This window comes from Blastomonas aquatica (assembly GCF_014639875.1).
GTDB lineage: Bacteria > Pseudomonadota > Alphaproteobacteria > Sphingomonadales > Sphingomonadaceae > Blastomonas > Blastomonas aquatica.
Genome location: NZ_BMGD01000001.1, coordinates 296,359 through 320,301, shown reverse-complemented (window position 1 = coordinate 320,301; position 23,943 = coordinate 296,359). Strand labels below are relative to the sequence as shown.

Annotated in this window: 16 protein-coding genes and 1 tRNA gene; 16 read left to right on the top strand and 1 reads right to left on the bottom strand. The window is 60.0% G+C overall.

The window, feature by feature from the left end; all coding sequences use genetic code 11:
* Window positions 1–28 precede the first annotated feature (28 nt).
* The 6 genes from IEW00_RS01500 to IEW00_RS01475 all read left to right on the top strand — a co-directional run bounded on the left by IEW00_RS01500 (window position 29) and on the right by IEW00_RS01475 (window position 8,022).
* Complete coding sequence (locus tag IEW00_RS01500) at window positions 29–409, top strand: hypothetical protein (RefSeq protein WP_188512588.1); 381 nt, start codon at window positions 29–31, stop codon at window positions 407–409.
* 13 nt (window positions 410–422) lie between these two features.
* Window positions 423–1,391 carry a sterol desaturase family protein gene (locus tag IEW00_RS01495; RefSeq protein ID WP_229736798.1) on the top strand — a complete coding sequence of 323 codons (969 nt, stop codon included), beginning with the start codon at window positions 423–425 and terminating at the stop codon, window positions 1,389–1,391.
* A 98-nt stretch (window positions 1,392–1,489) separates the two neighbouring features.
* Window positions 1,490–3,112 carry a GMC family oxidoreductase gene (locus IEW00_RS01490; protein ID WP_188512587.1) on the top strand — a complete coding sequence of 541 codons (1,623 nt, stop codon included), beginning with the start codon at window positions 1,490–1,492 and terminating at the stop codon, window positions 3,110–3,112.
* Between the two features lie 222 nt (window positions 3,113–3,334).
* Window positions 3,335–5,911: a DNA mismatch repair protein MutS gene (gene mutS, locus IEW00_RS01485; protein WP_188513055.1), complete on the top strand. Its 2,577-nt coding sequence runs from the start codon at window positions 3,335–3,337 to the stop codon at window positions 5,909–5,911.
* A gap of 138 nt (window positions 5,912–6,049) precedes the next feature.
* Window positions 6,050–7,066 carry a threonine aldolase family protein gene (locus tag IEW00_RS01480; protein WP_188512586.1) on the top strand — a complete coding sequence of 339 codons (1,017 nt, stop codon included), beginning with the start codon at window positions 6,050–6,052 and terminating at the stop codon, window positions 7,064–7,066.
* Window positions 7,066–8,022, top strand: coding sequence for a DMT family transporter (locus IEW00_RS01475; protein ID WP_188512585.1), 957 nt, complete (start codon window positions 7,066–7,068; stop codon window positions 8,020–8,022). The genes IEW00_RS01480 and IEW00_RS01475 overlap by 1 nt, the downstream gene beginning before the upstream one ends.
* A gap of 28 nt (window positions 8,023–8,050) precedes the next feature.
* Here the strand turns inward: IEW00_RS01475 and IEW00_RS01470 are convergent.
* A tRNA-Leu gene (locus IEW00_RS01470) sits at window positions 8,051–8,131 on the bottom strand.
* A 99-nt stretch (window positions 8,132–8,230) separates the two neighbouring features.
* Between IEW00_RS01470 and IEW00_RS01465 the strand changes: the two genes are divergently transcribed.
* The 10 genes from IEW00_RS01465 to IEW00_RS01420 all read left to right on the top strand — a co-directional run bounded on the left by IEW00_RS01465 (window position 8,231) and on the right by IEW00_RS01420 (window position 23,839).
* Window positions 8,231–9,403 carry a tyrosine-type recombinase/integrase gene (locus IEW00_RS01465; protein WP_188512584.1) on the top strand — a complete coding sequence of 391 codons (1,173 nt, stop codon included), beginning with the start codon at window positions 8,231–8,233 and terminating at the stop codon, window positions 9,401–9,403.
* A gap of 772 nt (window positions 9,404–10,175) precedes the next feature.
* Complete coding sequence (gene zorA / locus IEW00_RS01460; protein WP_188512583.1) at window positions 10,176–12,143, top strand: anti-phage ZorAB system protein ZorA; 1,968 nt, start codon at window positions 10,176–10,178, stop codon at window positions 12,141–12,143.
* Window positions 12,140–12,892, top strand: a complete 753-nt coding sequence (locus IEW00_RS01455) for an OmpA/MotB family protein (protein WP_188512582.1) — start codon at window positions 12,140–12,142, stop codon at window positions 12,890–12,892. The genes zorA and IEW00_RS01455 overlap by 4 nt, the downstream gene beginning before the upstream one ends.
* Window positions 12,889–14,316, top strand: a complete 1,428-nt coding sequence (locus tag IEW00_RS01450) for an EH signature domain-containing protein (protein WP_188512581.1) — start codon at window positions 12,889–12,891, stop codon at window positions 14,314–14,316. The genes IEW00_RS01455 and IEW00_RS01450 overlap by 4 nt, the downstream gene beginning before the upstream one ends.
* Window positions 14,261–18,088, top strand: a complete 3,828-nt coding sequence (locus IEW00_RS01445) for a DEAD/DEAH box helicase (protein WP_188512580.1) — start codon at window positions 14,261–14,263, stop codon at window positions 18,086–18,088. The genes IEW00_RS01450 and IEW00_RS01445 overlap by 56 nt, the downstream gene beginning before the upstream one ends.
* Before the next feature lie 105 nt (window positions 18,089–18,193).
* Window positions 18,194–18,775, top strand: a complete 582-nt coding sequence (locus tag IEW00_RS01440) for a hypothetical protein (RefSeq protein ID WP_229736746.1) — start codon at window positions 18,194–18,196, stop codon at window positions 18,773–18,775.
* Window positions 18,775–19,443 carry a hypothetical protein gene (locus tag IEW00_RS01435; RefSeq protein ID WP_188512578.1) on the top strand — a complete coding sequence of 223 codons (669 nt, stop codon included), beginning with the start codon at window positions 18,775–18,777 and terminating at the stop codon, window positions 19,441–19,443. Before IEW00_RS01440 ends, IEW00_RS01435 begins: the two co-directional genes overlap by 1 nt.
* A 520-nt stretch (window positions 19,444–19,963) precedes the next feature.
* Complete coding sequence (locus IEW00_RS01430; protein ID WP_188512577.1) at window positions 19,964–22,693, top strand: class I SAM-dependent DNA methyltransferase; 2,730 nt, start codon at window positions 19,964–19,966, stop codon at window positions 22,691–22,693.
* Window positions 22,690–23,592, top strand: coding sequence for an SHOCT domain-containing protein (locus IEW00_RS01425; protein ID WP_188512576.1), 903 nt, complete (start codon window positions 22,690–22,692; stop codon window positions 23,590–23,592). The genes IEW00_RS01430 and IEW00_RS01425 overlap by 4 nt, the downstream gene beginning before the upstream one ends.
* 49 nt (window positions 23,593–23,641) lie before the next feature.
* The gene (locus IEW00_RS01420; protein WP_188512575.1) at window positions 23,642–23,839 is read left to right on the top strand and encodes a hypothetical protein; all 198 of its coding nucleotides are present in this window, start codon (window positions 23,642–23,644) and stop codon (window positions 23,837–23,839) included.
* Window positions 23,840–23,943: the final 104 nt, after the last annotated feature.

The window sequence follows — 23,943 nt, the reverse complement described above, 5'->3', positions numbered from 1 at the left end:
CCGGCCGCAAAAATGGGGATTATCGCCGATGAACCTGATGCTGCTGTTCGCGTCGCTGGCTGCAATTCTTGCGGTCGCAGGTCTGGTCTGGCTGCTGCAACTGGGCGAGAGCAAGATCGGCAGCGCGGGCGATGCCGCGCGGATCGCCGAGGAGCAGATCGCCGGGTTCGAAGCCGGGCCGGTGCTGATGTCGGAAAATGGTGAGGCGGCGCTGATCGAAGGCGCCGACGGGCGCATCGTACTGCTCAAGCGCCATGGTGCGCATTGCGCCGGCCGGGTTCTGCAACGCCCCTTACGCGCGCACCGTTGCAACGAGGGGTGGAAGGTCGAAACCGGCGATCCGCGCTTTGGTCATGTTGCACTTGCTCTGTCAAAACAGGATGGAGACAAGCTGCTGACAATGATGTAAGCAGGCTGATATGGTGCCCGACCTGCCCAACCCGACCGAGCTTGCGATACCGGCATTCGTGCTGTTGATCCTGCTCGAGATATGGTGGGTGCGGCGTCGCGACCGGCGCGCCTATGAGCCGCGCGATACGCTGACCTCGCTGGCTTTGGGACTGGGCAGCACGATTGCAGGCGCTCTGACGGGCGGGCTTGCGCTGGTGATTGCCTTTCAGGTCTATGACCACCGCATCTTCGATATCGGCTTTGTCTGGTGGGCCTGGCCGATCGCCTTCTTGTTCGATGATTTTGCCTATTATTGGGCGCACCGGCTCGGCCACCGCGTCCGCTGGATGTGGGCGGCGCATGTCATCCACCATTCCAGCCAGCATTATAACCTTTCGACCGCGCTTCGGCAGACCTGGACCGGGTTCTTCACCCCCGGCCTGCTGATCGGGCTGCCGCTTTTCTGGCTGGGCTTTCACCCGCTGATGGTCGCGTTCTGCGGCGGATTGAACCTGATCTATCAGTTCTGGATCCACACAGAGGCGGTCAAACGGCTGCCGCGCTGGTTCGAGGCGGTGATGAACACCCCCTCGCACCACCGCGTCCATCATGCGATCAACCCGCGCTATCTCGATTCGAACTATGCTGGCGTGTTCATCGTCTGGGACAAGATGTTCGGCACCTTTGTGCCTGAGCGCGACGACGAGCGCATCCAGTACGGCATCGTCAAGCAGCTCGGAAGCTTCAACCTCGTCTGGGCGGCGTTCCATGAATGGGTCGGCATCGCGCGCGACATGTGGAGCGCGCCCGGACTGGGCAACAAATTGAGCTATCTGCTGCGACCGCCGGGCTGGAGCCACGACGGCAGCCGCGAGACCAGCGACAGCATCAAGTCTGCATGGGCCGCACGCCAGCCGAAACCCGCCGGCACTGCGTCCGGTACCGCGCCCGGCACCGCATCACCGTCCTTCCCCAGCGGGAGCATGACGCCTGCCGAATAAGACGCCCGCCGAATAAGACGCCCGCCGAATAAGACGAACGCCCCATCCGGGGTCGCTGCATCAGTTACCAATGGCCGCAAGAGCCGATAGGAGAGAGTATGAGCGAATATGACATCATCGTGATCGGTGGCGGTTCCGCCGGGTGCGCGGTTGCGGGACGGATGAGCGAGGACCCATCGGTCTCGGTCTGCCTGATCGAGGCGGGCGGGCGCAACAACGGCGTGCGGGTCAAGACCCCCGGGTTCATGCCGTTCCTCCCTGCCAATACCAACTGGAAGTTCGACACCGTGCCGCAACCCGGGCTCAATGGTCGCCCCGGCTATCAGCCGCGTGGGCGCGGGCTGGGTGGATCATCGGCAATCAACGCAATGGTCTACATCCGCGGCAACGCCTGGGATTACGACAATTGGGAAGCGATGGGCGCGACCGGATGGAGCCACAAGGATGTGCTGCCCTGGTTCCGCCGTTCGGAAGGCAATTCGCGCGCAGGATCATCGGCAGAGTTCGACGCGCACCACGGCGGTGACGGGCCGCTCTCGGTGGTCGACCAGAAATGGGCCAACTCGGGCAGCCACTGCTTTGTCGAGGCGGCGCGACGGCTGCAGCTGCCGGTGAATCCTGATTTCAACGGAGCGAAACAGGACGGCTTCGGCATCTACCAGACAACGCAGAAGAACGGTGAACGCTGGAGCGCATCGCGCGCTTACATCGACCCGGCCTCCGATCGTGCAAACCTCGATGTGCGCACCCATGCGCAGGTCCGCCGGATCATCATCGAGAACGGCCGCGCGCGCGGGGTCGAGTTCGAGCGCGCCGGACAGGTGGTGCAGGTGTTTGCACGCTTTGGTGTGGTGCTGTCGGCAGGCGCATTCGGATCTCCGCAGATCCTGCAACTGTCAGGCATCGGCCCTGCCGGAATGCTGAAAGAGCATGGCATCCCGGTGATCGCCGACCGTGCGGAAGTCGGCGCGAACATGCAGGACCATATCGATTACGTCTCGGGCTTTGCCACCAAATCGACCGACAGCTTCGGCAGTTCACTCGCCGGAACGGTGCGCATGGCGCGCGCGGTCATCGAGCATCGGCGCAAGCGCACCGGTATCCTCACCACCTGCTGGGCGGAAGCCGGCGGCTTCTGGAAGATGATGCCCGATGCGCCTGCGCCCGACGTTCAGTTCCACTTCGTGCCTGCGGTGCTTGAGGACCATGGCCGCGAGAACGTGAAGGGCCATGGCTTTTCGTGCCACGCCTGCGTGCTGCGCCCCGAAAGCAAGGGCACAGTGACGTTGAACAGCCCCGATCCGGCGGCACCCCCGCGCATCGACCCCAACTTCCTGGCCGACGAACGCGACATGGCGGTGCTGCGTGCAGGCGTCCGCTTCATGCACCGCATCTTCGAAACCGCGCCGATGTCGGATTACGAGCCGGTCGATCGCCACCCGATCGATCTGCGTGATGACGCGGCGCTCGACAACCAGATCCGCAACCGCGCCGATACCGTCTATCACCCGGTCGGGACCTGCCGGATGGGATCGGATGAGGGCAGCGTGGTCGATCCGCGGCTCAGGCTGCGTGGGGTCGAGGGGCTGTATGTCGCCGATGCCAGCATCATGCCCAAGATCGTCAGCGGCAACACCAATGCGCCCAGCATCATGATCGGCGAACGCTGCGCGGCGTTTATCGCCGAAGATATGCGCGTGGGAGCGATGGCCGCGGCGTAATCAAATCCTCCCCGAGACAAGCTCGGGGAGGATTTTTATGGCGAAGGCGACCAAGTCCGTTCTCCGGCGAAAGCCGGAGTCTAGGAGCGGCTACAGTGGCTCCTAGCCCTGGATTCCGGCTTTCGCCGGAAAACGGTGAAATATCCCTCCTTTCCCGCCGCTTGAAGCTCGGCTAACTGATCCCCGATGAGCCAGCCCCCCTCCGACAGCGCGTACACGCCGATGATGGCGCAATATCATGCGCTCAAGGCCGAGGCGCCCGATTGCCTGTTGTTCTACCGGATGGGCGATTTCTTCGAACTGTTCTTCGATGATGCCAAGGCGGCTGCGGCGACGCTCGACATCGCGCTGACCTCGCGCGGGGCGCATGGCGGTGACCCGATCCCGATGTGCGGTGTCCCCGTGCACAGCGCCGAGGGCTACCTTGCAAAGCTGATCAAGGCGGGGCACCGCGTCGCGATCGCCGAGCAGACCGAGAGCCCCGCTCAAGCAAAGGCGCGCGCCGGGTCCAAGGCACTGGTCGCGCGCGCGATCGTCCGCTTCGTCACAGCTGGCACGCTGACCGAGGAATCACTGCTTGATTCGCGCGCCGAAAACCGGCTGGTCGCGCTCGCCAGCGCCGAAGGCGGCTATGGCCTTGCGATGTGCGATATCTCGACAGGCAGGTTCGAGCTGATGCAGGCGAGCACCGATGATCTGTCCGCCGAGATTGCGCGGCTGTCGGCCAGCGAACTGATCCAGTCCGACCGTAGTGATCCGTTCGCCGAGGATGCCATTTTGCGGCCTGCTGGCGCGTTCAGCAGCATCGAGGGCGAAAAGCGGCTCAAAGCGCATTTCGGCGTTGCGACGCTCGACGGCTTTGGCAGCTTCAGCCGCGCAGAGCTGGCGGCGGCGGGCGGGCTGATGGCCTATCTCGAGCATGTTTCGCGCGGCAATATGCCGTTGCTCGCGCCGCCGCGACGGCACGAGATCGCGCAGCATATGGCGGTCGATGCAGCCACGCGCGAAAGCCTCGAGATCCTCACCAGCCAGCAGGGCGGGCGCGCAGGCTCGCTGGTGCACGCGATCGACCGCACGGTTACGGGCGCGGGCGCGCGGCTGCTCGCCAGCGATCTGGGCGCACCGCTCACCGACATCACCGCGATCCGCGACCGGCTGGCATTGGTGCAGTGGTTTCACGATGATCCGCTGCGACGCGACAGCGTGCGCGATGGCTTGAAGGCCATCCCCGATCTGGCGCGCGCGCTGGGCCGCGTGGTGGCGGGACGCGGGTCCCCCCGCGATCTGGGCCAGCTGCGTGACGGACTGAGCGGGGCGCGCGCCTTGCGTGAACGGCTGGCGCGCGCCGATGATCTGCCGCCGCTGCTCAAGGCGCTGCTGCCCGACATGCAGGGCCATGGCGCACTGGTCGAGCATCTGCAGCGCGCCTTGGTCGAAAGCCCGCCGACCGAGCGTGGTCAAGGCGGCTATATCGCGCGCGGTTACGACGCTGCGCTCGATGCCTTGCGTGATACTTCGGGCAACGCCCGCCGCGCGATCGCAGCGCTTGAGGCGGATTACAAGGCCGCGACCGGAGTCCAGGCGCTCAAGATCCGGCACAATGCGGTGCTCGGCTATTTTATCGAGGTGCCCGCAGCGCGCGCCGATGCGCTGATGAAGCCCGACAGCGGTTTTGCTCATCGTCAGACGATGGCCGGCGCGGTGCGGTTCAATTCACCCGCGCTGCACGACGAGGCAATGCGGATCGCGCAGGCAGGCGGCCATGCACTTGCGGCAGAAGAAGCGCATTTCGAGGGGCTGTGCGAAGAGGTGGTAGCCGCGCGCGAGGCCATTGCAGGCACCGCCGCCGCGCTAGCGCGGATCGATGTCGCTGCCGCCCATGCCGCGATGGCAGCGGAGGGCGATTTCAGCTGCCCGGAATTGACCGACGAACCCTGCATCGCGATCCAAGGCGGGCGGCATCCGGTGGTCGAGGCCGCGCTGCGCAAGGCGGGGCAGGCGTTCGTCGCCAACGATTGCGCGTTGTCAGAGCATGACCGGCTGTGGCTGGTATCCGGCCCCAATATGGGCGGTAAATCCACCTTCCTGCGCCAGACCGCTTTGATCGTGTTGCTCGCGCAAGCGGGCGGCTTCGTACCAGCCAAGTCGGCGCGGATCGGCATTGTCGACCGGTTGTTCAGCCGTGTGGGGGCATCGGATAATCTGGCGCGTGGCCGATCGACCTTCATGGTCGAGATGGTCGAGACCGCCGCGATCCTGTCCCAGGCGACCGAGCGCTCGTTCGTCATCCTCGATGAGGTCGGGCGCGGCACATCGACCTATGATGGCCTTGCGCTCGCCTGGGCGATTGCCGAGGCGGTGCACGACACCAACCGCTGCCGTTGCCTGTTCGCAACGCATTATCACGAGCTCACCCGGCTCACCGACCGGCTCGACGCGCTATCGCTGCACCACGTGCGCGCACGCGAATGGAAGGGCGATCTGGTGCTGCTCCACGAGCTTGCCGATGGTCCGGCGGACCGGAGTTACGGGCTTGCCGTCGCCAAGCTTGCGGGGGTTCCTCCGGTGGTGGTCGCGCGCGCCAAATCGGTGCTGGCCAAGCTCGAGGCAGGGCGGCAGGCGACCGGCGGGCTGGCGGCGGGGCTCGACGATTTGCCGCTGTTTGCTGCCGCGCTGGCCAAGGAGCCCGAGGCGAAGGACGCCTTGCGCGAAGCGTTTGGGAACCTTGATGTCGACAACCTCAGCCCGCGTGACGCGCTCGAGGCGCTCTATCGCCTGAAGGGGCTGATGGGCGAGTAAGCCACGTCCGGCAGGTGTGGTCCGCCGGCCTGTGTTGCGAACTTCGACAGCGCGCTTTGATCTTCCAAGAACAGGGTGGGGCAATTGCTGTAAAGCCACCGCTTGACCTTGGCCTGCGGACCATTACCAGAACCAGCCATGAAATTCTTTTCCGACAACGCCGCTGCGGTGCATCCGCATGTGATGGACGCGATCATCGCAGCCAATCACCTCGATTCGCCTTATGATGGCGATGCGCTCAGCCAGACGCTCGATGACCGGTTCAGCCAGATCTTCGGCACCCGGGTGCGGGCGCTCTGGGTGGCGACCGGGACCGCGGCCAACGCGCTCGCGCTTTCGGCCTTGTGCCCGCCGCACAAGGGCGTGATCTGCCACAAGATGGCGCATATCGAGCAGGACGAATGCGGCGCGCCGGGCTTTTTCATGCACGGATCCAAGCTGATCCTCGCCGATGGCGAAGGCGCCAAGTTGACGCCCGCCGAAATCAGCCGCGTGCTGGCCAGCATCCGCGACGATGTGCACCAGGTCCAGCCCGCCTGTGTCTCGATCACCAACGCCAGCGAATATGGCCTCGTCTACACCGCCAAGGAGGTCGCCGCGATCGGCGAACTGTGCAAGGCCAAGGGCCTGAAGCTGCACATGGATGGCGCGCGCTTTGCCAATGCGGTCGCCAGCACCGGGGCGCACCCGGGCGACATCACCTGGCGTGCGGGCGTGGATATGCTGAGCTTCGGCTGCGTCAAGAACGGCGGGATGAACGCCGAGGCGATCATCGTGTTCGAGCCCACGTTGGCGCGTGAATTGCCGTACCTGCGCAAGCGCGCGGGCCAGTTGCAGTCCAAGGGCCGGTTCCTCGCTGCGCAATTGCTGGCGATGCTCGAAGACGATCTGTGGCTTGCCAATGGCGCTGCCGCCAATGCGGGCGCGCAGGCGATCGCGCACGCGGCGGGCGACCGCCTGCTGTATCCGGTTGACGCAAACGAGGTGTTCGTGACCCTGACCGCTGCCGAGGCAGCGTCGCTGCGTGCGCAGGGTTTCGAGTTCTATGACTGGGGCGAGATGACCGAGGATGGCGGCGAGGCGCGCTTCGTCACCGCGTGGGATCAGGACGCAGACACCGTCGCGCCGCTCGCTGCCGCAATCGCCGCATTGTAATGGCCAGCAGCGCCAGCCCAGCGCCTGCGGTGCACGACGAACCCTCGATGCTCTCGGCTCGGGTGCTGGTGCCGTTCCTGCTGGTCTCGCTGATCTGGGGATCGACCTGGCTGGTGATCAAGGACCAGATTTCCAGCGTCCCGCCGACATGGTCGGTGAGCTACCGGTTCGGGGTTGCCGCGATCGGCATGTTCGCGCTCGCCTGGTGGCGCAAGGCACCGCTCAAGCTGGACCGCCAGGGGCAACTGATCGCACTGGCACTGGGGCTGTTCCAGTTCTCGGCCAATTTCAACTTCGTCTATCGCGCGGAAATGTACATCACATCGGGCCTGCTCGCGGTGCTGTTTGCGATGCTGATGGTCCCCAACGCCATCTTGTCACGGGTGTTTCTGGGGCAAAGGATCGCAGGCGGGTTCGTGATCGGCACATTGGTGGCGCTGGCGGGGATCGCGCTGCTGTTCGTCCAGGAATATCGCGCGATGTCTGCCGATGCAGCAGCGGTGATGACCGGGCTTGGCCTCGCATTGTGCGCAATCCTGTCGGCGTCGATCGCCAACGTCATGCAATCGGCCGAACGGGTGCGCAAGCTGCCGATCGTCTCGCTGCTCGCCTGGGCGATGCTGTGGGGCGCGCTGGGCAATGCCGCGCTGGGCTGGATGCTCTATGGCCCGCCGGTGATCGAGACCCGGCCGGCCTATATCGGCGGGATCGTCTATCTGGGGCTGCTGGGCTCGGTCGTCACCTTCCCGATGTATTTCGCGCTGATCCGCGACATCGGGGCTGCGCGCGCAGCCTATAGCAGTGTGCTGGTCCCGGTGGTGGCGATGATCCTGTCCACCCTGTTCGAAGGCTATCACTGGAGCGCGCTGGCTGCGAGCGGCGCGGTGCTCGGAATGGTCGGCCTCGTCATCGCGATGCGCGCGCGAAGCCCTCGGACACCAAGGCTCACCGGTTAAAGATGCGCTAAATCAACGATCGGGAAAATGGTGGGCGCGGCAGGGATTGAACCTGCGACCCCACCCGTGTGAAGGACCAAAATGGGGTCATTTGCGGCTTTACGCGAACATGAAAAACTAATAAAATCAATGACAAGTGTTCGCAGGCGTTCGCCGGTGTCCACCTATGTTTTTCATGTTTTTTTCATGGATTTTGGAGCGCTGAAAGGTGCCTGATCTCAGCCGTATCGGCGAGCGCGAACGATTGAAGCCCAAGACTGGCGATGAGCCTCATTGGCAAAGATTACGCCAAGGGGTCTATCTTGGATATCGCCCTTCTCGCAAAATGGCCAGAGGCACGTGGTTTGCTCGGTACTATGATGCCGATGCCAATCGTAACACTCGCAAGCGATTGGGCGATTATGGCACTCTGACGGGCCATGACGTATTCAAGCAAGCAAAGGCCGATGCCGAAACCTGGGCAGAAACGGTTGAAAGCGGAGGTGAACTTGCCCGCGACATGGTTACGGTCAAGGATGCCTGCGACGCCTATCTAGAAGAAAGGCCTGGGCGGATTGCGGCAGGCATTTTCAGGCGACACGTCCTTGATGATCCTATCGCCAAGGTGAAGCTCGAGAAGCTTCGCCGCCACCACCTAAAGGCTTGGCGTAAGAGGCTGGAGGATGCCCCAGCACCTCTGACGCGATCGAAAGACCGCTACAAGAAGCGAATGAAAGTGCGTTCCAAGTCCACCGTTAATCGGGATATGGTGCCGCTGCGAGCAGCGTTGGGCAGGGTGCTAAGTCTTGGAGTACCGAACACGGATGCTGCGTGGCAGGAAGCTCTCCGTCCTTTCAAGGGGGCTGACAGGCGCCGCGACCTGTATCTTGATCGGGATGAAAGCAAGAGACTGATCAATGCGTCGAGCGATGAGGTTCGTCCTTTTATAAAGGCTTTGTGCCTTTTGCCTCTCCGCCCCGGCGCACTGGCAGCCCTGACAGTGAAGGACTTCGATCGCCGAACTCGGGCGCTGACCATTTGTAAGGACAAGAACGGAAAACCGCGTCAGCTTACGATGCCGCAAGTGATCGCTGATTTCTTCGAAGCGCAGGTGAAGGACAAACTGCCAGCCGCAGCTATCTTTGCCCGGACTGGCGGAGAGGCTTGGAACAAGGACACTTGGAAAAAACCGATCAAGGAAGCCGTAATTGCGGCTGGGCTGCCTGGTGGCGCATCTGCCTACACGTTACGGCACAGCGTGATTACCGACTTGATCCGCGCCCGCTTGCCAATCCTTACCGTGGCGCAGCTATCGGGTACGAGCGTCGTAATGATCGAAAAGCATTATGGTCACCTTGTGCGAGATGATGCCGAAGAGGCTCTGGCGAGCATTGCGATTTGATGCACCAACGAAAGTTCCTAAACCTTGACGGCTCCGGACAATTTCGCCGGAAATTCTCAGCTTATTTGGGTCGCTCTAAACTTTTTCGCTGGGTCAGAAAAGTTCGCGTAACATGCTCCAAGGCCGCCATTTCGCGAAGAGCGAACGGGGGTACGGATAGGCGGTGAACCGATCGACGCAAGCCAGAAAACTGTGCCCGGCTTAGCCGTCACACAAGTCTGGCGATGTGTAGGCGGACAGGTAGCGGCCAATGACGGTCAGGAGCTTCTTGCGGGCCCATAAGCACGACGCAGTGTAGGAAGAAAGCCCGGTGAGTGTTGACTTGCCTCACCCAAATTTCGCCATAATGAGCGTTTCAGGGGGATGCCAGAATCCGACATTATTGCTGCAATGGCCCAAGAAATTTTCGCCAAGCTGGCGAAGATGAGCCCCACGCTCAACGTGCGATATCGGGTGGCGGAAGGTTAACAAGCTGATGGATATCGTTACGACCTGATTTTGCGGTTACTTATACCCGCGGCTAGAGTGACCATTTGTCACGAGTGCTCAGTTCAAACATCTATCGATCATTACGAAAGCAATTAGCGCCACTTTGAAGGTAAAAAGCTGCTATCATTTTGCTTCCTTCTGAAGCTTAATGCCTGCAATGAGCAGGTTGATCGATCATTGTTGATTTCTCAATCACTTAATGATCATGATCGGGGTGGCTGGCGCCCCGGGCGACTATCTTTTTGGGCGCAGGTCGCAATGAGATTTGCGGTATGAGGGACAAATGAACGAAATTCTCGAGCAGATACTCGATTGGTTACTGGGGCTTTTGGATTTCGTATACGGTGAGCGCTGGGTCGCTCCGTTTGTGCTGCTCCCGCTTATGTTTGCTGCTGCATTCTATGTGCGCCTTGAGGCAAAGCGCCGGATCCTGCCTTATCTGGCAGCCGCTAAGGAGCGGGCTGAAGCGCTTGAAGCAGCTCTGGGCACCGACCCCGATCCTGTCGCGGAGAGGCAGGCATTTGCAGAAAGCTACATCCCTGTGTCCAGTGCGATGGCTGCTGACGGGCCAGGTGCACATAACCTTGTCCTAGCCTGGAGGGAGTTTCAGGAATCAATGGTTGATGAGGAGGCATCGCCAATCAGAAATACCAATAGGCCCAGCTCCTTTTTTAGCCGCGCAGCCCCCAAGCTGACCGTACTCACCTTTGCTTCCAACATTTTTGTTGGCGTCGGTCTAATTCTCACGTTTCTGGGGCTCATTGTTGCTTTGAATACCGCCGCGCAGAACATGGGGCAGGATATCACGGCCGCCAAAATGTCCCTGGAGCACCTATTGACCGTTGCTGGTGCGAAGTTTTTCACCTCGGTCGCAGGCCTTGGAGCATCAATCTGGTTGCGCTTCACCGAGCATAATCTAACCAAAAGGGTTCGAGATACAACGGATCTCATCTGTGAGCTTCTTGAGCGCGGACTGCTCTACGTGTCACCACAAAGGCTGGCCGTGGAGCAACTCGAGGTTCTTCGCGAACAGCGCGATCAACTGAAGTTCTTCAACACTGATGTGGCGCTACAACTATCCGAACGTATCGGCGCGCAATTTACGCAGGCCATTGCTCCCGTTGCGGCCTCACTCTCCGCACTCAACGATAACATGACGTCAGTTACGCAGGGCATTGGGGCCGGGGCTCGTGAAGCCATTGAGAAGGTCAGCGGCGAGCAGCTTCGCGGCCTGAGCGAAACATTAGGCGGGCTGCGTGAAAAGCTGGATACGATAGGGCAAACGGTCGGCAGCACCGGTGACGATGCTGCAAGGCAAATTCGTTTGGCTGGTGAGGATTTCGCCAAAGCCGCGTCGGATATTCGTGAGGCGTTCGATCGCCTGACCATTCAGGTGGATGGCATGGGCACGCGTTTGACGGAGCAGGGTAATGCAGCCAGCGCAGCCCAGCAAAGAGCTCTCTCGGAAATCATGGCTGGCATAGGGGATGCTCAAAACCGGTCCAATGCGATGTTGACCGAAATGCTGGGCGCGTTGCAGGCGGCCGGATCTCAGGCTGCTAGCACTATGCAGGAAGCGGTTGGCAAATCGCTCGAGCAAGGAGTTGCTGCAAGTGGCAAGACCTTCAACGCCGCCATAGAAGCTTCAAGCGGCGAGCTTCGCGATACCACTAAGCGGCTTAGCGAGGCAGTCGCCTCGGCCGCTCAGCAAGTTGAACGTGCGAGTACCGGGTTTTCGCAGTCAGGTGACAAAGCGGCGCAGACGGCCGAAGCTATGCGCAACGTAACCGACAGCGCCAGGATGGTGGCTAACTCGATGAACGAGGCGGCGCAGGGTTTTGCGAGCTCCGCAGGGCCAGTCGCCGAAGCCGCACGCGCAGTCAACCAAGCTGCAAGCCGCGTTGCCGATACAGTGGCCGCTGATCGCGCCGCTGGCGCTGAAGCGATTAGCGAGATGAAGGAGCTGGCCGCTTCGATTCGCGAGACACAGGCAGCGGCTGAAGAGGCTTGGCGCGATTACAGGGCACGTTTCGAAGGCGTCGATCGTGCGCTTTCCGAAGCCACTGGCAAGCTTGCAGAAACGCTTGGAGATAGTCTGACGGAGTTCCGCAAATTTGCGCAGGATACCGATCGCGAGATGGCGTCTGCAGTGAGCAGGCTTGGCAACATGATGACCCAAATCGAGGAGTACGCAGAGTCTCTAGATGGTTTCGTAGAGGATAGCCGTCTGTTGCGGGAAGCCGCTGAATGATTTTCGAGGAAGCCCACGAGCACGTAGTTGAGGAAGAAAACTACTTCGTATCCATGACCGATCTTATGGTTGGATTGGTCTTCGTATTCATTATCCTTTTGATGTATTTCGCATTGCAATTCCAAGAAGTCACCGAGGAGTTGACGGGTGCCAATAAGACCAGGACGGAAATTCTTGAGCAGATCCAGGAAACTCTCAAAGCCAGAGGGGTCCCCGTTATAATTGACCGCGAAAACGGAATATTGCGGTTGCCGGATTCCATTCTCTTCGACAGCGGACAGTACCAGCTCAAACCCCAAGGCCGTGTCAATGTAGGCTACCTTGCCGAGGCCCTTCGCGATGTTCTGCCTTGCTACAGCAAGGGCCTTGACCGAACCGCTTCGTGCCCGCCGAGCGAACACCTGATTGAATCAGTCTACATTGAAGGTCACACTGACAGCGCGCGGTTTGCAGGTGCAGGCGCTCTGAAAGACAACTGGGATCTGTCGGTTGTCCGCGCGACTAATACGTTTCGTACCCTTACCGAGTTACAGCCTGGGCTTGTAAGCCTTTGCGCTCCCAAGCAAACTCGATGTGAGCCAATACTCAGCGTGAGTGGTTACGGACCACAGCGCCCGGTCCCCGATACGCAAGGCGATGAAGGCGAGCAGATGCAGCAGAACCGGCGTATCGACCTTCGCCTTATCATGATGGCGCCTGATTCCGGTGAAACCAGACAAGAGCTCCAGGAAAGGCTCTCTGGAAAATGACGCATCTCGCCAAGCTTGTTGCTGATCCAAAGCTCTTCGCTGCGCGCTTGAGAGTTGGCGCTGTTGAACCCGCTCAACTGCGTCGCAGCGTTTCGGGCATCGTTGAGAGGGGCGAAAAAAGCGCGAGAGAAGTAGAAGAGATCGGGGTTGTCCAGCAGCGCATAGCGGATTGGTCGGTGCATGACGCTTCGCTACGACTTTCCCGGCGTGACCTACGTTTGGGTTGCCAGGCGGTCCTACACCCTCCGTTGCCACCGGCCGGGGACGAAGCCGTTTTAGATGGTCTGCTAAGGGAGGTCGAACGCAATGAGCGTAGAGCCGCCTTCTTCGCTGTGATCGATGCATATCTTGATGGGTTCGACGATGCCAATGAGACCATCATGACGCTCGCGTGCAAGCTTGAGGCTATGGTGTCACGTTGGCCTTGGCGCGAAAAAGACGATTGGCCTGCCAAGATTTCTCAGTTCTCACTGCTGGATCCCGTCAAGGCGCCCGATGTCCTCGCTAACCGGATCCTGGCGGGCGAAAAAGGAGCTCTAAAGGTACTTCAAGACGCAGGCCTCGAAACTGCCGGGCGCCGGTTTGGCGGTCTTGTCGAAGCGGCGTTCCGATCTGCCTGCCATCTTGTTACGCGGATGAAAGGACAGGATGCAGTCACCGGTCAAAATGTGTTGATCGAATGGGCCCGGGACGAAGGCGGCCGCTTTGGATACCAGAGGGCATGGCCTGACTTCGTTGAAGCTAGTCTCACACCTTGGGAACTCGAAGAGCCCAGCGAGGCCCATAAGTCCGTGCTGCTTAAAATGTTCGAGCGTTTCGGAGGAGGGGATCCGCGTACCGCTCCACAGCGCTGGCGCAGCGTCATGGACCGGAGCCCCGGAGCCTACGCAGTGCTGATGCGTTGGCTGACGCGCGCTTCGGTGCTGCAGTTCCTCGACATCGTTGATCGCCTTATGCCGGACCACGCCTCGAAGTTGATGTGGTCATATCGCCGGGCTTTCTGGATGTCCTATTTGCTGAGTGACGGGTCCAGTCCCGGGATCGATGCCGCTTGGGTCGCCTTCGGCGATGACGGCGCCCAGCTGGCACGAAAGATTGCTCGAGAAACTGGCGACAAATCGTTCACAGCATTCGGCAAGCAGACCGACAAATCAGCCCAGCACGCAGCGCTGATCCTCCAGATAGGTGATCTAACGATCGTCGATTGGAGCCATTCGGCTAAATACCAAGTGTGGAAGCGGGGAGACAAGGGCGTGCCAGCCCTATTCAAGCATAAGTACAACTACAAAGAGCTTTACAGCGCTCCGATCCAGGAAAGCCATGTCGCTCCCAAGACATTCAGCTGGCAGAAAAACCTCGCCAAAACAATTGAGCAACGAAATTTTTATTCGGCCAAGCCGTCTTGGAGGCCAAGAAGTGTTTAAAAACCCCTTTCGTAAGGACGATCAGCCTAGCTTCCGATGGCAGGAAGAGGGTGACGATCTGGTCATAACGCTCAATCGGGGAGCGATCCATATCCCAACGGCCGACTGGGCCAACTTTAGACCAGATACCACTGGTGCAATATCGTCGTTGTTGTCGGCAAACGAGAGCGAAGATGAGGCTAAAAACGCTGTGTTGATGACCAGAAACCATCTGCGGCTGACCCCGGCAGCCGTTGCCTCGCTCAATGCGACCACGGCTGCGCTCCTTGGCCTGCCTGCACCGACACCCCTGGCACTAGATCTGAGAGCTCAGAACCGGATTGACCAAGATGAATTTCGCCTCGCAGTCCGCTGGGTGCGGCCTGGCGGGCAGCCTGTTCGTTCGCAGATGAGAGGTGCGATCCTAATCACCGACAGCGGCCCTCGCCGTGTACCTGAGCCGCTGTGGTCGCTCCATGCAGCTGCTGAGCCGCTCACGTGTGCGCTCGATCGATCCGACCGTTTTGAGGCGCTTGCCAGACTGCGAGAACATTGGCCTGAAGATCCGCAGTTACCAATCGAGAGCGAGTCTTATCTCAAGGACCTGCGTGTCCATTACGCGGCAAGCATGTCGCTCAAGCTAAAAACCCTGACTCCTGATCGAACCGAATTCGATCCAGTTCTCTTCAGTGCGCGCACGGTAGCCGACGCCAGCGACGGGGGAGAGGCTCTCGACGAGGAAGCAGACAGCATTCTTGCACCTTCCGCCCAGAGGCTTTTTGCAGGAGACCGCTTCCGTCGTGAAGCCAGCGCTCGGCCGGTATACGTCCTGAAGAACGGCGAATATCTCTTCATTGACCCGTCCCTTCGGCCTGCACTCGACGTCGTGCGCAAGCTTCAGGACGCGCCGGAAGAGCAGCGCCGCTCCTTCATACTCAATCCGCGCAAGGTTATGCGCGACGTACTAGGCGAGGAACAGGCCGAAAAGATCGGCCTCGAGGACCTGTTCATTGATACCGAGCAGTTTTCGGCGCGCGTCGCCGGCGTCGATGTCTGGCGCGCACCTGTCCTTCCTTGGATTTTGCCATCGGAGAAAAACAGGTGGATCCCCGAGCAATTCGGCCTGCGTATTGGAGAGGACTATTTTGCCCTTCCGGCACGCAACGTGGCAGAAGTTATTCGTCGCGTCGAAGACGCGGCACAGGCAAACCAGCCCGATGCCGACGTCACGGGCTTGCTCGAGCCTGCCAATGAAGATGGACCGCCGCCGCCTGCAAGGCTTCCTGTCAATGACCAGAGCCGAAAGGCGCTCGAAAGCCTGGCACCATTCTCACAGAATGATGATGTGTCGAACGAAGTTCCACCAGTTGCCGAAGGTCAAGAATGGGATGCAGAGACCCAAGGCAAGCTGTTCCTGGTAGTTCACGACAATTTTGAAGAAGTGGATTACGCCCCTGTTGGCCTGACCCACGACCTCGACGACAATCCAGCCCGCGCGATCGATGCACCCCATCTGCTGCAATCGACCCTCAAATCGCATCAGGTGGAAGGCTTGGCTTGGCTCGCTCACAGCACGCTTGCCGGGCGGCCAGGAGCATTGCTTGCTGATGATATGGGGCTTGGGAAAACTATCCAAGCTATTGCCTTCATGGCATGGCTGCAGGAGGAAGCTGCGTCCGGGCGAACACGCCGTGCTCCGTTTCTGATCGTTGCGCCGACTGGTCTCCTTGGGACCTGGCGTACCGAGATTGAAAAGCATCTGCGCGGTCGTCAACTTGGTGACCTGGTCCCCGCCTTTGGTAGCAACCTCAAGCTTCTGCGCGATGAAGACAGTTTTGGCTCTCGCGATATCGAGACAGGCAAAGCAGCGCTCGACGCCGCCAATTGGCGCGATGCAGGCGTGGTCTTGACCACTTACGAGACCCTGCGCGACTATCATTTCAGCTTCGCGCGAACGCGCTTTGGACTCATCATCTATGACGAGATACAGAAGCTGAAAAATCCTGGTAGCCAGATGACGCGTGCGGCCAAGGCACTCAATGCCGATTTCACGCTTGGCATGACGGGGACGCCAGTCGAAAACCGACTGCAGGACCTGTGGTCGATTATGGATGTCGTCGCGCCCGGCTTCCTTGGTGCAAGCAGGGACTTCGAGAAGAGGCATCCAACCGACAATTCAGAGGCGCTCGCCAAACTTAAGTCGCAGCTTACCGATCCGATCAAAGGCCGCCCTCCTTACATGCTGCGCCGCATGAAGGGCGAGGTGCTGGACGACATGCCGACAAAGACTGTGCATGCCCTGGAAATGGATATGCCGCCCATGCAGGCCGGTGCCTACCGCGATTTGGTCATTCGGGCTGCTGCGGCGGGAGCGGCCGGCAATCTCGGCAAAGGCGGAATGCTGACTACGCTTGCCAATATGCGCGGTGTTTCGCTCCATCCGATCGACCCTAGACAGGCGCCCGACGATCTCGATACGTATGCTGCTGACTCCGCGAGGCTTTCGCAGACGCTTTCGATCCTCAAAAATGTTTTCGACGCCCGAGAAAAGGCACTGATCTTCGTTGAGGATCTTGCCATGCAAGATAGGCTCGCCAGCCTTATCGAAGATCGTTTTGGACTCGGCAGACGGCCCGTCCGAATCCATGGCGGTGTTGCTGGCCACAAGCGACAGGCGCTGGTTGACGAATTCCAAAAACGTCCGGGCGCTTTCGATGTGATGATTTTGTCACCCAAAGCAGGCGGCGTGGGCCTCACGCTAACCGCAGCAAATCATGTGATCCATCTTTCCCGCTGGTGGAACCCAGCAGTCGAAGATCAGGCAACTGACCGAGTTTTCAGGATAGGTCAGACGCGTGACGTCCATGTTTATTTGCCAATGGCCGTTCACCCTGATCCAGACCTGGCTCCTTCCAGCTTTGATCTGCGTCTGAATGCCCTGATAGAGCGCAAGCGTAAGCTCACCCGGGATCTTTTTTTCCCGCCCGATGCCAGCGATGGCGAACTCGGAGATCTTTTCCGCGAAGTCTCTCTCGAACTCCATGTTACGCAAGAAGCCAAGGATGCTGGAGCTTCGGAGGAGTCGGCACCAACAGTTAGTTCGTTGGATCAAACGACTTCCAGCCCAGCGCCGGAAATTCCTGCCAGCGACAAACATCTTGGTATCAACGAGGCGGCGCAAAAAGCCGCACACTCTCCCAAGCGGTCTGTCCAGACTGAAGCTGGTGACACTGGTGCAAACCTGGCGGAAGAAGCCGCCAAGATCGAACGTCGGCCAGTCCTGTCCCTCCCGAACGCTATTGCAGACGCACAAATCAAACTGTGGAGGCGGGGCCCCGGCGAACCAAGACCGACCGATGAAATTGTTGCGTTGTTCGCTGGCCTGCACATTTCTCAGGTGGCCATTCGGGATCCTTACGCACTGGCGTCTCAGACCTCTAGAACCTCGCAGATCGAGTTCCTGCAGGCGCTGAATCACGTGGCAGTTACCCTCGATAACGTGATCATTGAGTACGCCCCAGAAGTCGAAGGTGACATTGATGAGGTGGTGAGCCGCCGGGAATTTGGCTCGAGCTATTCCAAAACGTTTGGGGGCGGGGGACCCAGGCTAGCGTTGGTACGACGGAGCAAACGATCACGAGACGATGATTTCCATGATCGGTTTATCGAAGTCGATATTCGTCATGCGGGTGGCGCGGTTAAACGCCACGAGCTTACAATAGGCCGTGGCATTGAAGCGCTGTATAACGAACGCAGGCAATGCACTGTGACCTATGCGCCTCCAGGCGCTTAAAGTTCGTCCGACAACAACCGACGTTGGCGTATTGGGCCATAACCGAGACGCTTCAGGACAATTCGGCGCCTCGGGGTCTCGATTACGTTACTTAGAAGATGTTGGATGATGCTCAACGAGAGAAAGGGGAGGGCCATGGCGATAAGTGACGAAGAGGCGAACCAGGTGATCGCCGCGATCAAGGAAGCGCTTCCGCAAGAGGCTCTTGAGCCTGGCCGCGACGCGATCGCTGACTTCCTGCAGCAATGGCGCGCTGAGATCGAGGCGGGCCGTCCGATCGACCGCAAGCTCAAGGTCGCCGAAAGCCCTGGGCTGGACGAACTCGCGGGCGTGCCGCGTGCCCGCACCAGCTCGACCGGGGAATTCGTCGGCAAGAAGGATTATACTCCGACTGAGCGGCTCGACCTCTTGCTTGAGGCACTTGGATTGTCCTTCGTCGCGCCGCCGATGATGGCGGCTCGTTTCTTCGAAACGGTGGAGCGGTATCGCGTGGACGAGGCGAACGAAAACCCCGCGACGATCTTCTTGGCGCCAACGGGGGAGATCGGAGATCCAACGTTGCACCTGGATCGTGCAACGATTGATCAAGCTGCTGAGGCGGTCATTCCGCTTTCACGGGTGCTTGAGGAGCTCTCGCGCGAGACCGGCATTCGCGATCGCCTTACCGATGTCGAGAAGAAGGCCTGATGCCGCTCCGCCCGGGCCTATGGGCCGAGATCACCAACGCCCTCGGTTCTGCGATTAGCGCAAACCTGTCGGCCTCATCCGACGGCGCCGATCTTTACGAGTGCTATATATGGTCACTGGTGCTCGAAGCGGCCCGTCAGGAGGGGGCAACGATCCGCTTGCTCGATCGCCGAGGTGGACCAGCAACGAGCTTTTGGTTCCGAACCTCACCGTCCTCGATCTTCTCCACGGCGCACGACTACTGCCACGCGGAGCTGCATTTCCCAGGCCGGCCGACGCTCGAGGCTCACATCGGGATCTACGTGTCGGGGAAATCGAGGGTAAATCATGAATGTGACGTTGCCATCGTGTTCAAGGACGAGGCTGACACCTGCCGTCGTGAAAGCGTCCACCCAAGATCCAGCAAAGTTCTGCTTGCGATAGAATGTAAATATTATCTGAGTAGCAGCCTGGGTGTAAACCTCGGCCGTTCGTTCCTCGGGCTGATCGATGACATATACGCCAAGGGACGGTTCTTCGTCTCAACTCAAAACACCGGATCGGTCGACAGGCTCTTCTCGCGGCATAACAAGGAATACGAGATCGGTCTGTCGCCGATGACGCCCGCGCTCGAGGTCCGGCTACGCGGCTCGTTCGAGAAGCTTTTCCGCAACTTCAAGGCCGCGTGAGGCCTCAACCGGAAGCTCGCCGCTGAAAGCCGTGCGTGTATTGTCGGTTTGGATCAAGGCAGGTCAAGCCCTTGGTGTTCCCCTAAGGATCGCAGCAGCGATCCGCACAGATAACGGCGCCCTTGCACGGCGCGAAGCCGCCGTACGCCCTGCGCGCGGGCCAAGTGGGACAGCGGGCGTCCGGCAAGGAGAGAGGCAAGAGCGCTTGCGGGTTAGCTCAGGAACACCGCGCCCTCAGGAGCATGGCCACAGGCCATGCGGGACAGAGCGCGTCCTCCAGAAACTCCCGCTCAGCTTGCACCCGCTCCTGATCGTCACCCGAATGGGCCGGGACCACAGGCCCGGTCCGCGCCAGCGGATAGAGCAGGTTGCCCGAAGGGCAGCCCGATGGCCGATTGAAGTTGTCGCTGGCCGACCGCATGCTGAAACGCCGCCGTGCGCATCGTCGCTCGGCAACATAGCCCCATGCTGAACCTTGTCCCGCTTGGCGATGCGGATGTGGCGCTGTAGACGATGGCGCATGAACCCCGTCGAAATCGAAGAAGCCGTATCCGAACTTGCCCAGCAGCCGTTCGATGCAGGCGAGTTTCCGTTCCAGTTTCTCGCTGCGTTCGGCAACAAGGCGACCACGGTGACGCGCCTGCGCGCTGGTAACACCAACCAGTCGGACCTCTCCGGCGGCGTGCTGCAGCGCAGCCACATCCACATCGCCACCAGCTCCGAGAACCAGGTGAACGACACGCTGACCGCGCTGCGGTCCAGCCCCAAGACCGCCAGCCAGAAGGCGCGGTTCATCCTCGCCACGGATGGCACCGAATTTCAGGCCGAGGACGTTACCACGGGCGAGACAATCGCCTGCGACTATGCCGATTTTGCCGACCATTTCGGCTTCTTCCTGCCGCTCGCCGGGATCACCACTGTCGCGCAGATTCGCGAGAGCTCGTTCGACATCCGCGCCACCGGGAGGCTCAACAAGCTCTATGTCGAGCTGCTCCGCCATAATCCCGATTGGGCCAAAGCCGAGCGCCGCGCCGACATGAACCATTTCATGGCCCGGTTGATCTTCTGCTTCTTTGCCGAGGATACGGACATCTTCCACCCCAGCTATCGCTTCACTTCAACGGTGGAGAAGATGAGCGCAGGCGCTGGCGACAACACCCATGAGGTGATCCAGCAACTGTTCCGCGCGATGAACACCCCCATTGGCGATCGCAAGGCGGCGGGGATCAAAAGCTGGGCCGATCCCTTTCCTTACGTCAACGGCGCGCTGTTCAGCGGCAATATCGACGTGCCGCGCTTCAGCAAAATCGCTCGCTCCTACCTCATCCACATCGGCAATCTCGACTGGACTAGGATCAACCCCGACATCTTCGGCTCGATGATCCAGGCGGTCGCCGACGACGAGGAGCGCGGCGCTCTCGGCATGCATTACACCAGCGTGCCCAACATCCTGAAGGTGTTGAACCCGCTGTTCCTCGACGATCTTCGCGCCAAGCTGGAGGAGGCGGGCGACAACGCGCGCAAGCTGCTCAATCTGCGCAGCCGCATGGCCAAGATCCGCGTATTCGATCCGGCCTGCGGTAGCGGCAATTTCCTCGTGATCGCCTACAAGGAGATGCGGGCCATTGAGGCGGAGATCAACCGGCGGCGCGGCGAGTTCGATCGCAAGACCGAAATCCCGCTCACCAACTTTCGGGGCATCGAGCTGCGCGACTTCCCGGCCGAGATCGCGCGACTGGCGCTGATCATCGCCGAATACCAGTGTGATGTGCTCTACCGCGGCCAGAAGGAGGCACTGGCCGAGTTCCTGCCGCTCGACAGCCAGAACTGGATAACTTGCGGCAACGCCCTGCGGCTCGACTGGCTGAGCATCTGCCCACCGAACGGGACGGGGGTGAAAGTGCGCGCGGATGACCTCTTCCAGACGCCGCTCGACCAGTCGGAGATCGACTTCGAGAACGCCGGGGGCGAGACCTACATTTGCGGTAACCCTCCATATATTGGTGACAAGGTCCAGACACCCGAGCAGAAGCAGGAGCTCCAGCAGTTTAGGTTCGGCAGGCAGGACGTGCGCTCCGTCGATTACATTGCGGCGTGGTTCTGGAAGGCTTCAGAATACATAAGGTTTGGCGGTCGCTTCGCTTTCGTTTCGACCAATTCGATCTGTCAAGGCGTCCAGGTTCCGCTGATCTGGCCGAGAATCTTCAGAACCGGCCAGTCCATATTTTTCGCACATCAGAACTTTATGTGGGGGAACAATGCTTCGCGAAACGCGCAGGTCACCTGCGTGATCGTCGGCGTCGCAGCAAAGGTTGAAGGCCCGAGGTTCATCTACTCCGATGAAGCGCGCAAGGAGGTTGCGGAGATCAATCCTTATCTCACCGCAGGTGACACGATCATCGTTGAGCGTTCGTCGGCACCCATTTCAGATGTCGCAGTGATGTTCGGGGGGAATATCCCCCGAGACCAAGGCAATTTGCTCCTGTCGTCCGAGGAGATGCGGGCATTGCTCCAAGCTTACCCTGCTGCTGCGCCGATGATACGGCCAATCGTTGGGTCAGCAGAGTTCATCAATGGCCTGGCCCGCTACTGTCTCTGGATCACCGATGACCAAGCTGATTTAGCATTCTCGATCCCGCCAATTGCGGCGCGGTTAGAGGCTATCCGCACCTATCGGCTGCACGGGAGCGAGAGAGGTCGAGCAGGGTTGGAGACGCCCTATAAATTTGAGCGCACCATCATTGGTAGCCGTCACTCGATCGTTGTTCCAAGCGTTTCTTCAGAGCGGCGCCCTTATCTGCCCTGTGGCCTGCTTGATGCGCCAGTCCGTGTGTCGAACTTGGCGTTGGCGATCTATGACGCGCCCCTGTGGCATATGGCGCTAATCGCATCGCGCCTTCATTTGATGTGGGTCGCTACGGTTTGCGGCAAGATGAAGACTGATTTTCGCTACTCCAACACTATGGGCTGGAACACCTTCCCGCTCCCCAAGCTGACCGAGCAGAACAAGGCCGACCTGACCCGTTGCGCCGAGAACATCCTGCTCGCGCGCGAGGCGCATTTCCCTGCCACTATCGCCGATCTCTACAATCCCGAAGCCATGCCCGAAAACCTCCGTCGCGCCCATGAGGACAACGACGAGGTCCTGGAGCGCATCTATATCGGCCGCCGCTTCAAGAACGACACCGAGCGGCTGGAAAAACTTTTCGAGCTGTACACCAAGATGACCGGCAAAGGGAAAGCAGCGTGAGCGAAGATACCGATCTCGACAGGCTGGAACGCCTGAATCGGCTGCGTGAGGCTGGTGCGCTAACCGGAGAAGAGTTTGACGCGAAAAAGCGTGAGATCCTGTCATCTGGCTCTGAGAGCGGCCAAAGCCGGCCCACACGGTTGGTATGGGCCATCGGCGTTGCCGTGTTGGCGATGGCTCTTGCGGCAGTGATTTATCTGGCTGGCAACTCCACCCCGGCGTCGGAGTACAGCGGCGATGCAGTTGTGGCAACGGTCGCTCCTTCTATTGCGGTCGCCGACCCATCAGAGCCGTCAACTAAGGAATCGGTCCCTTCGGCAGGTGAAATGTTGGCATTTGCGACGTCTGATAACGTCATCGGAATGAGCCCGGCGTTCTTGGAGCAACGACTTGGAACGCCAAAGGACAAGCGCCCCGGCACATTGGTCTATGACATTGGCGGATGTACCATCAATTTTTGGTCTGAAGGTGACCGCATCACTACGTTGTTCTTCAATGTCAGCCGGTCCTGCCAAGTGACGATAATGGGTAGGAAGATCAGCCCGAAGACCACTTTTGGTCAGATTTCGACGCCGGGTGATTCAGGCGCAATAACAGCAACATGTCTAGCAGATTGCGGTAATGCGGCCGATCCGACAATCGACCTGCGTTTCGGCGCTTCCCGCGCGACAAATGACGTGGGGATCAGTTTCTCGACCGATAGTGTTCAGTCCAGCGATGCGCTCGAGCTTTGGGAGAAGGAAGTGCGCCATGAATTGGGCTTGGGCGAGTTTGACCCGACCTATGATACGGGACGCTTTAACTGCGCTACGAGGCCGTCTCGTGCTGTGAAGCAGCTAGCAGACAAGCTGACCGTCAGGAGAGTTTTGATCGTTCGAGGCGAATTCGGTGGATGTTGAGCAAGGCTGAGCGAATCGATCAATGCACCGCATATTGGGGAGATAGACCATGAGCAAGCCGCCGGGCTGGGATGCCAAGGCCATCAGCGAAATTGCCGCCCGCCACTATGGCGACTTCACCGGCCTGTTCGAGCGTCATGATTGGCCCGAGCGCGGCTCCGCCATGATGGGGAAGGTACAGACGCGCGTGAAGGAGAGTTACGGTAGCATTGCTGCCTTCGTGGACAAGCATGCAGCCAGGAAATGACAGCCCCATCCGCTTCCAAAAGCTATTGAGAGGCACCAGATCGGATCTGTGTCTCCCAAAAACAGCCAATATGGTGCGGTCTTCCCATTGGGTGATTACAGAGC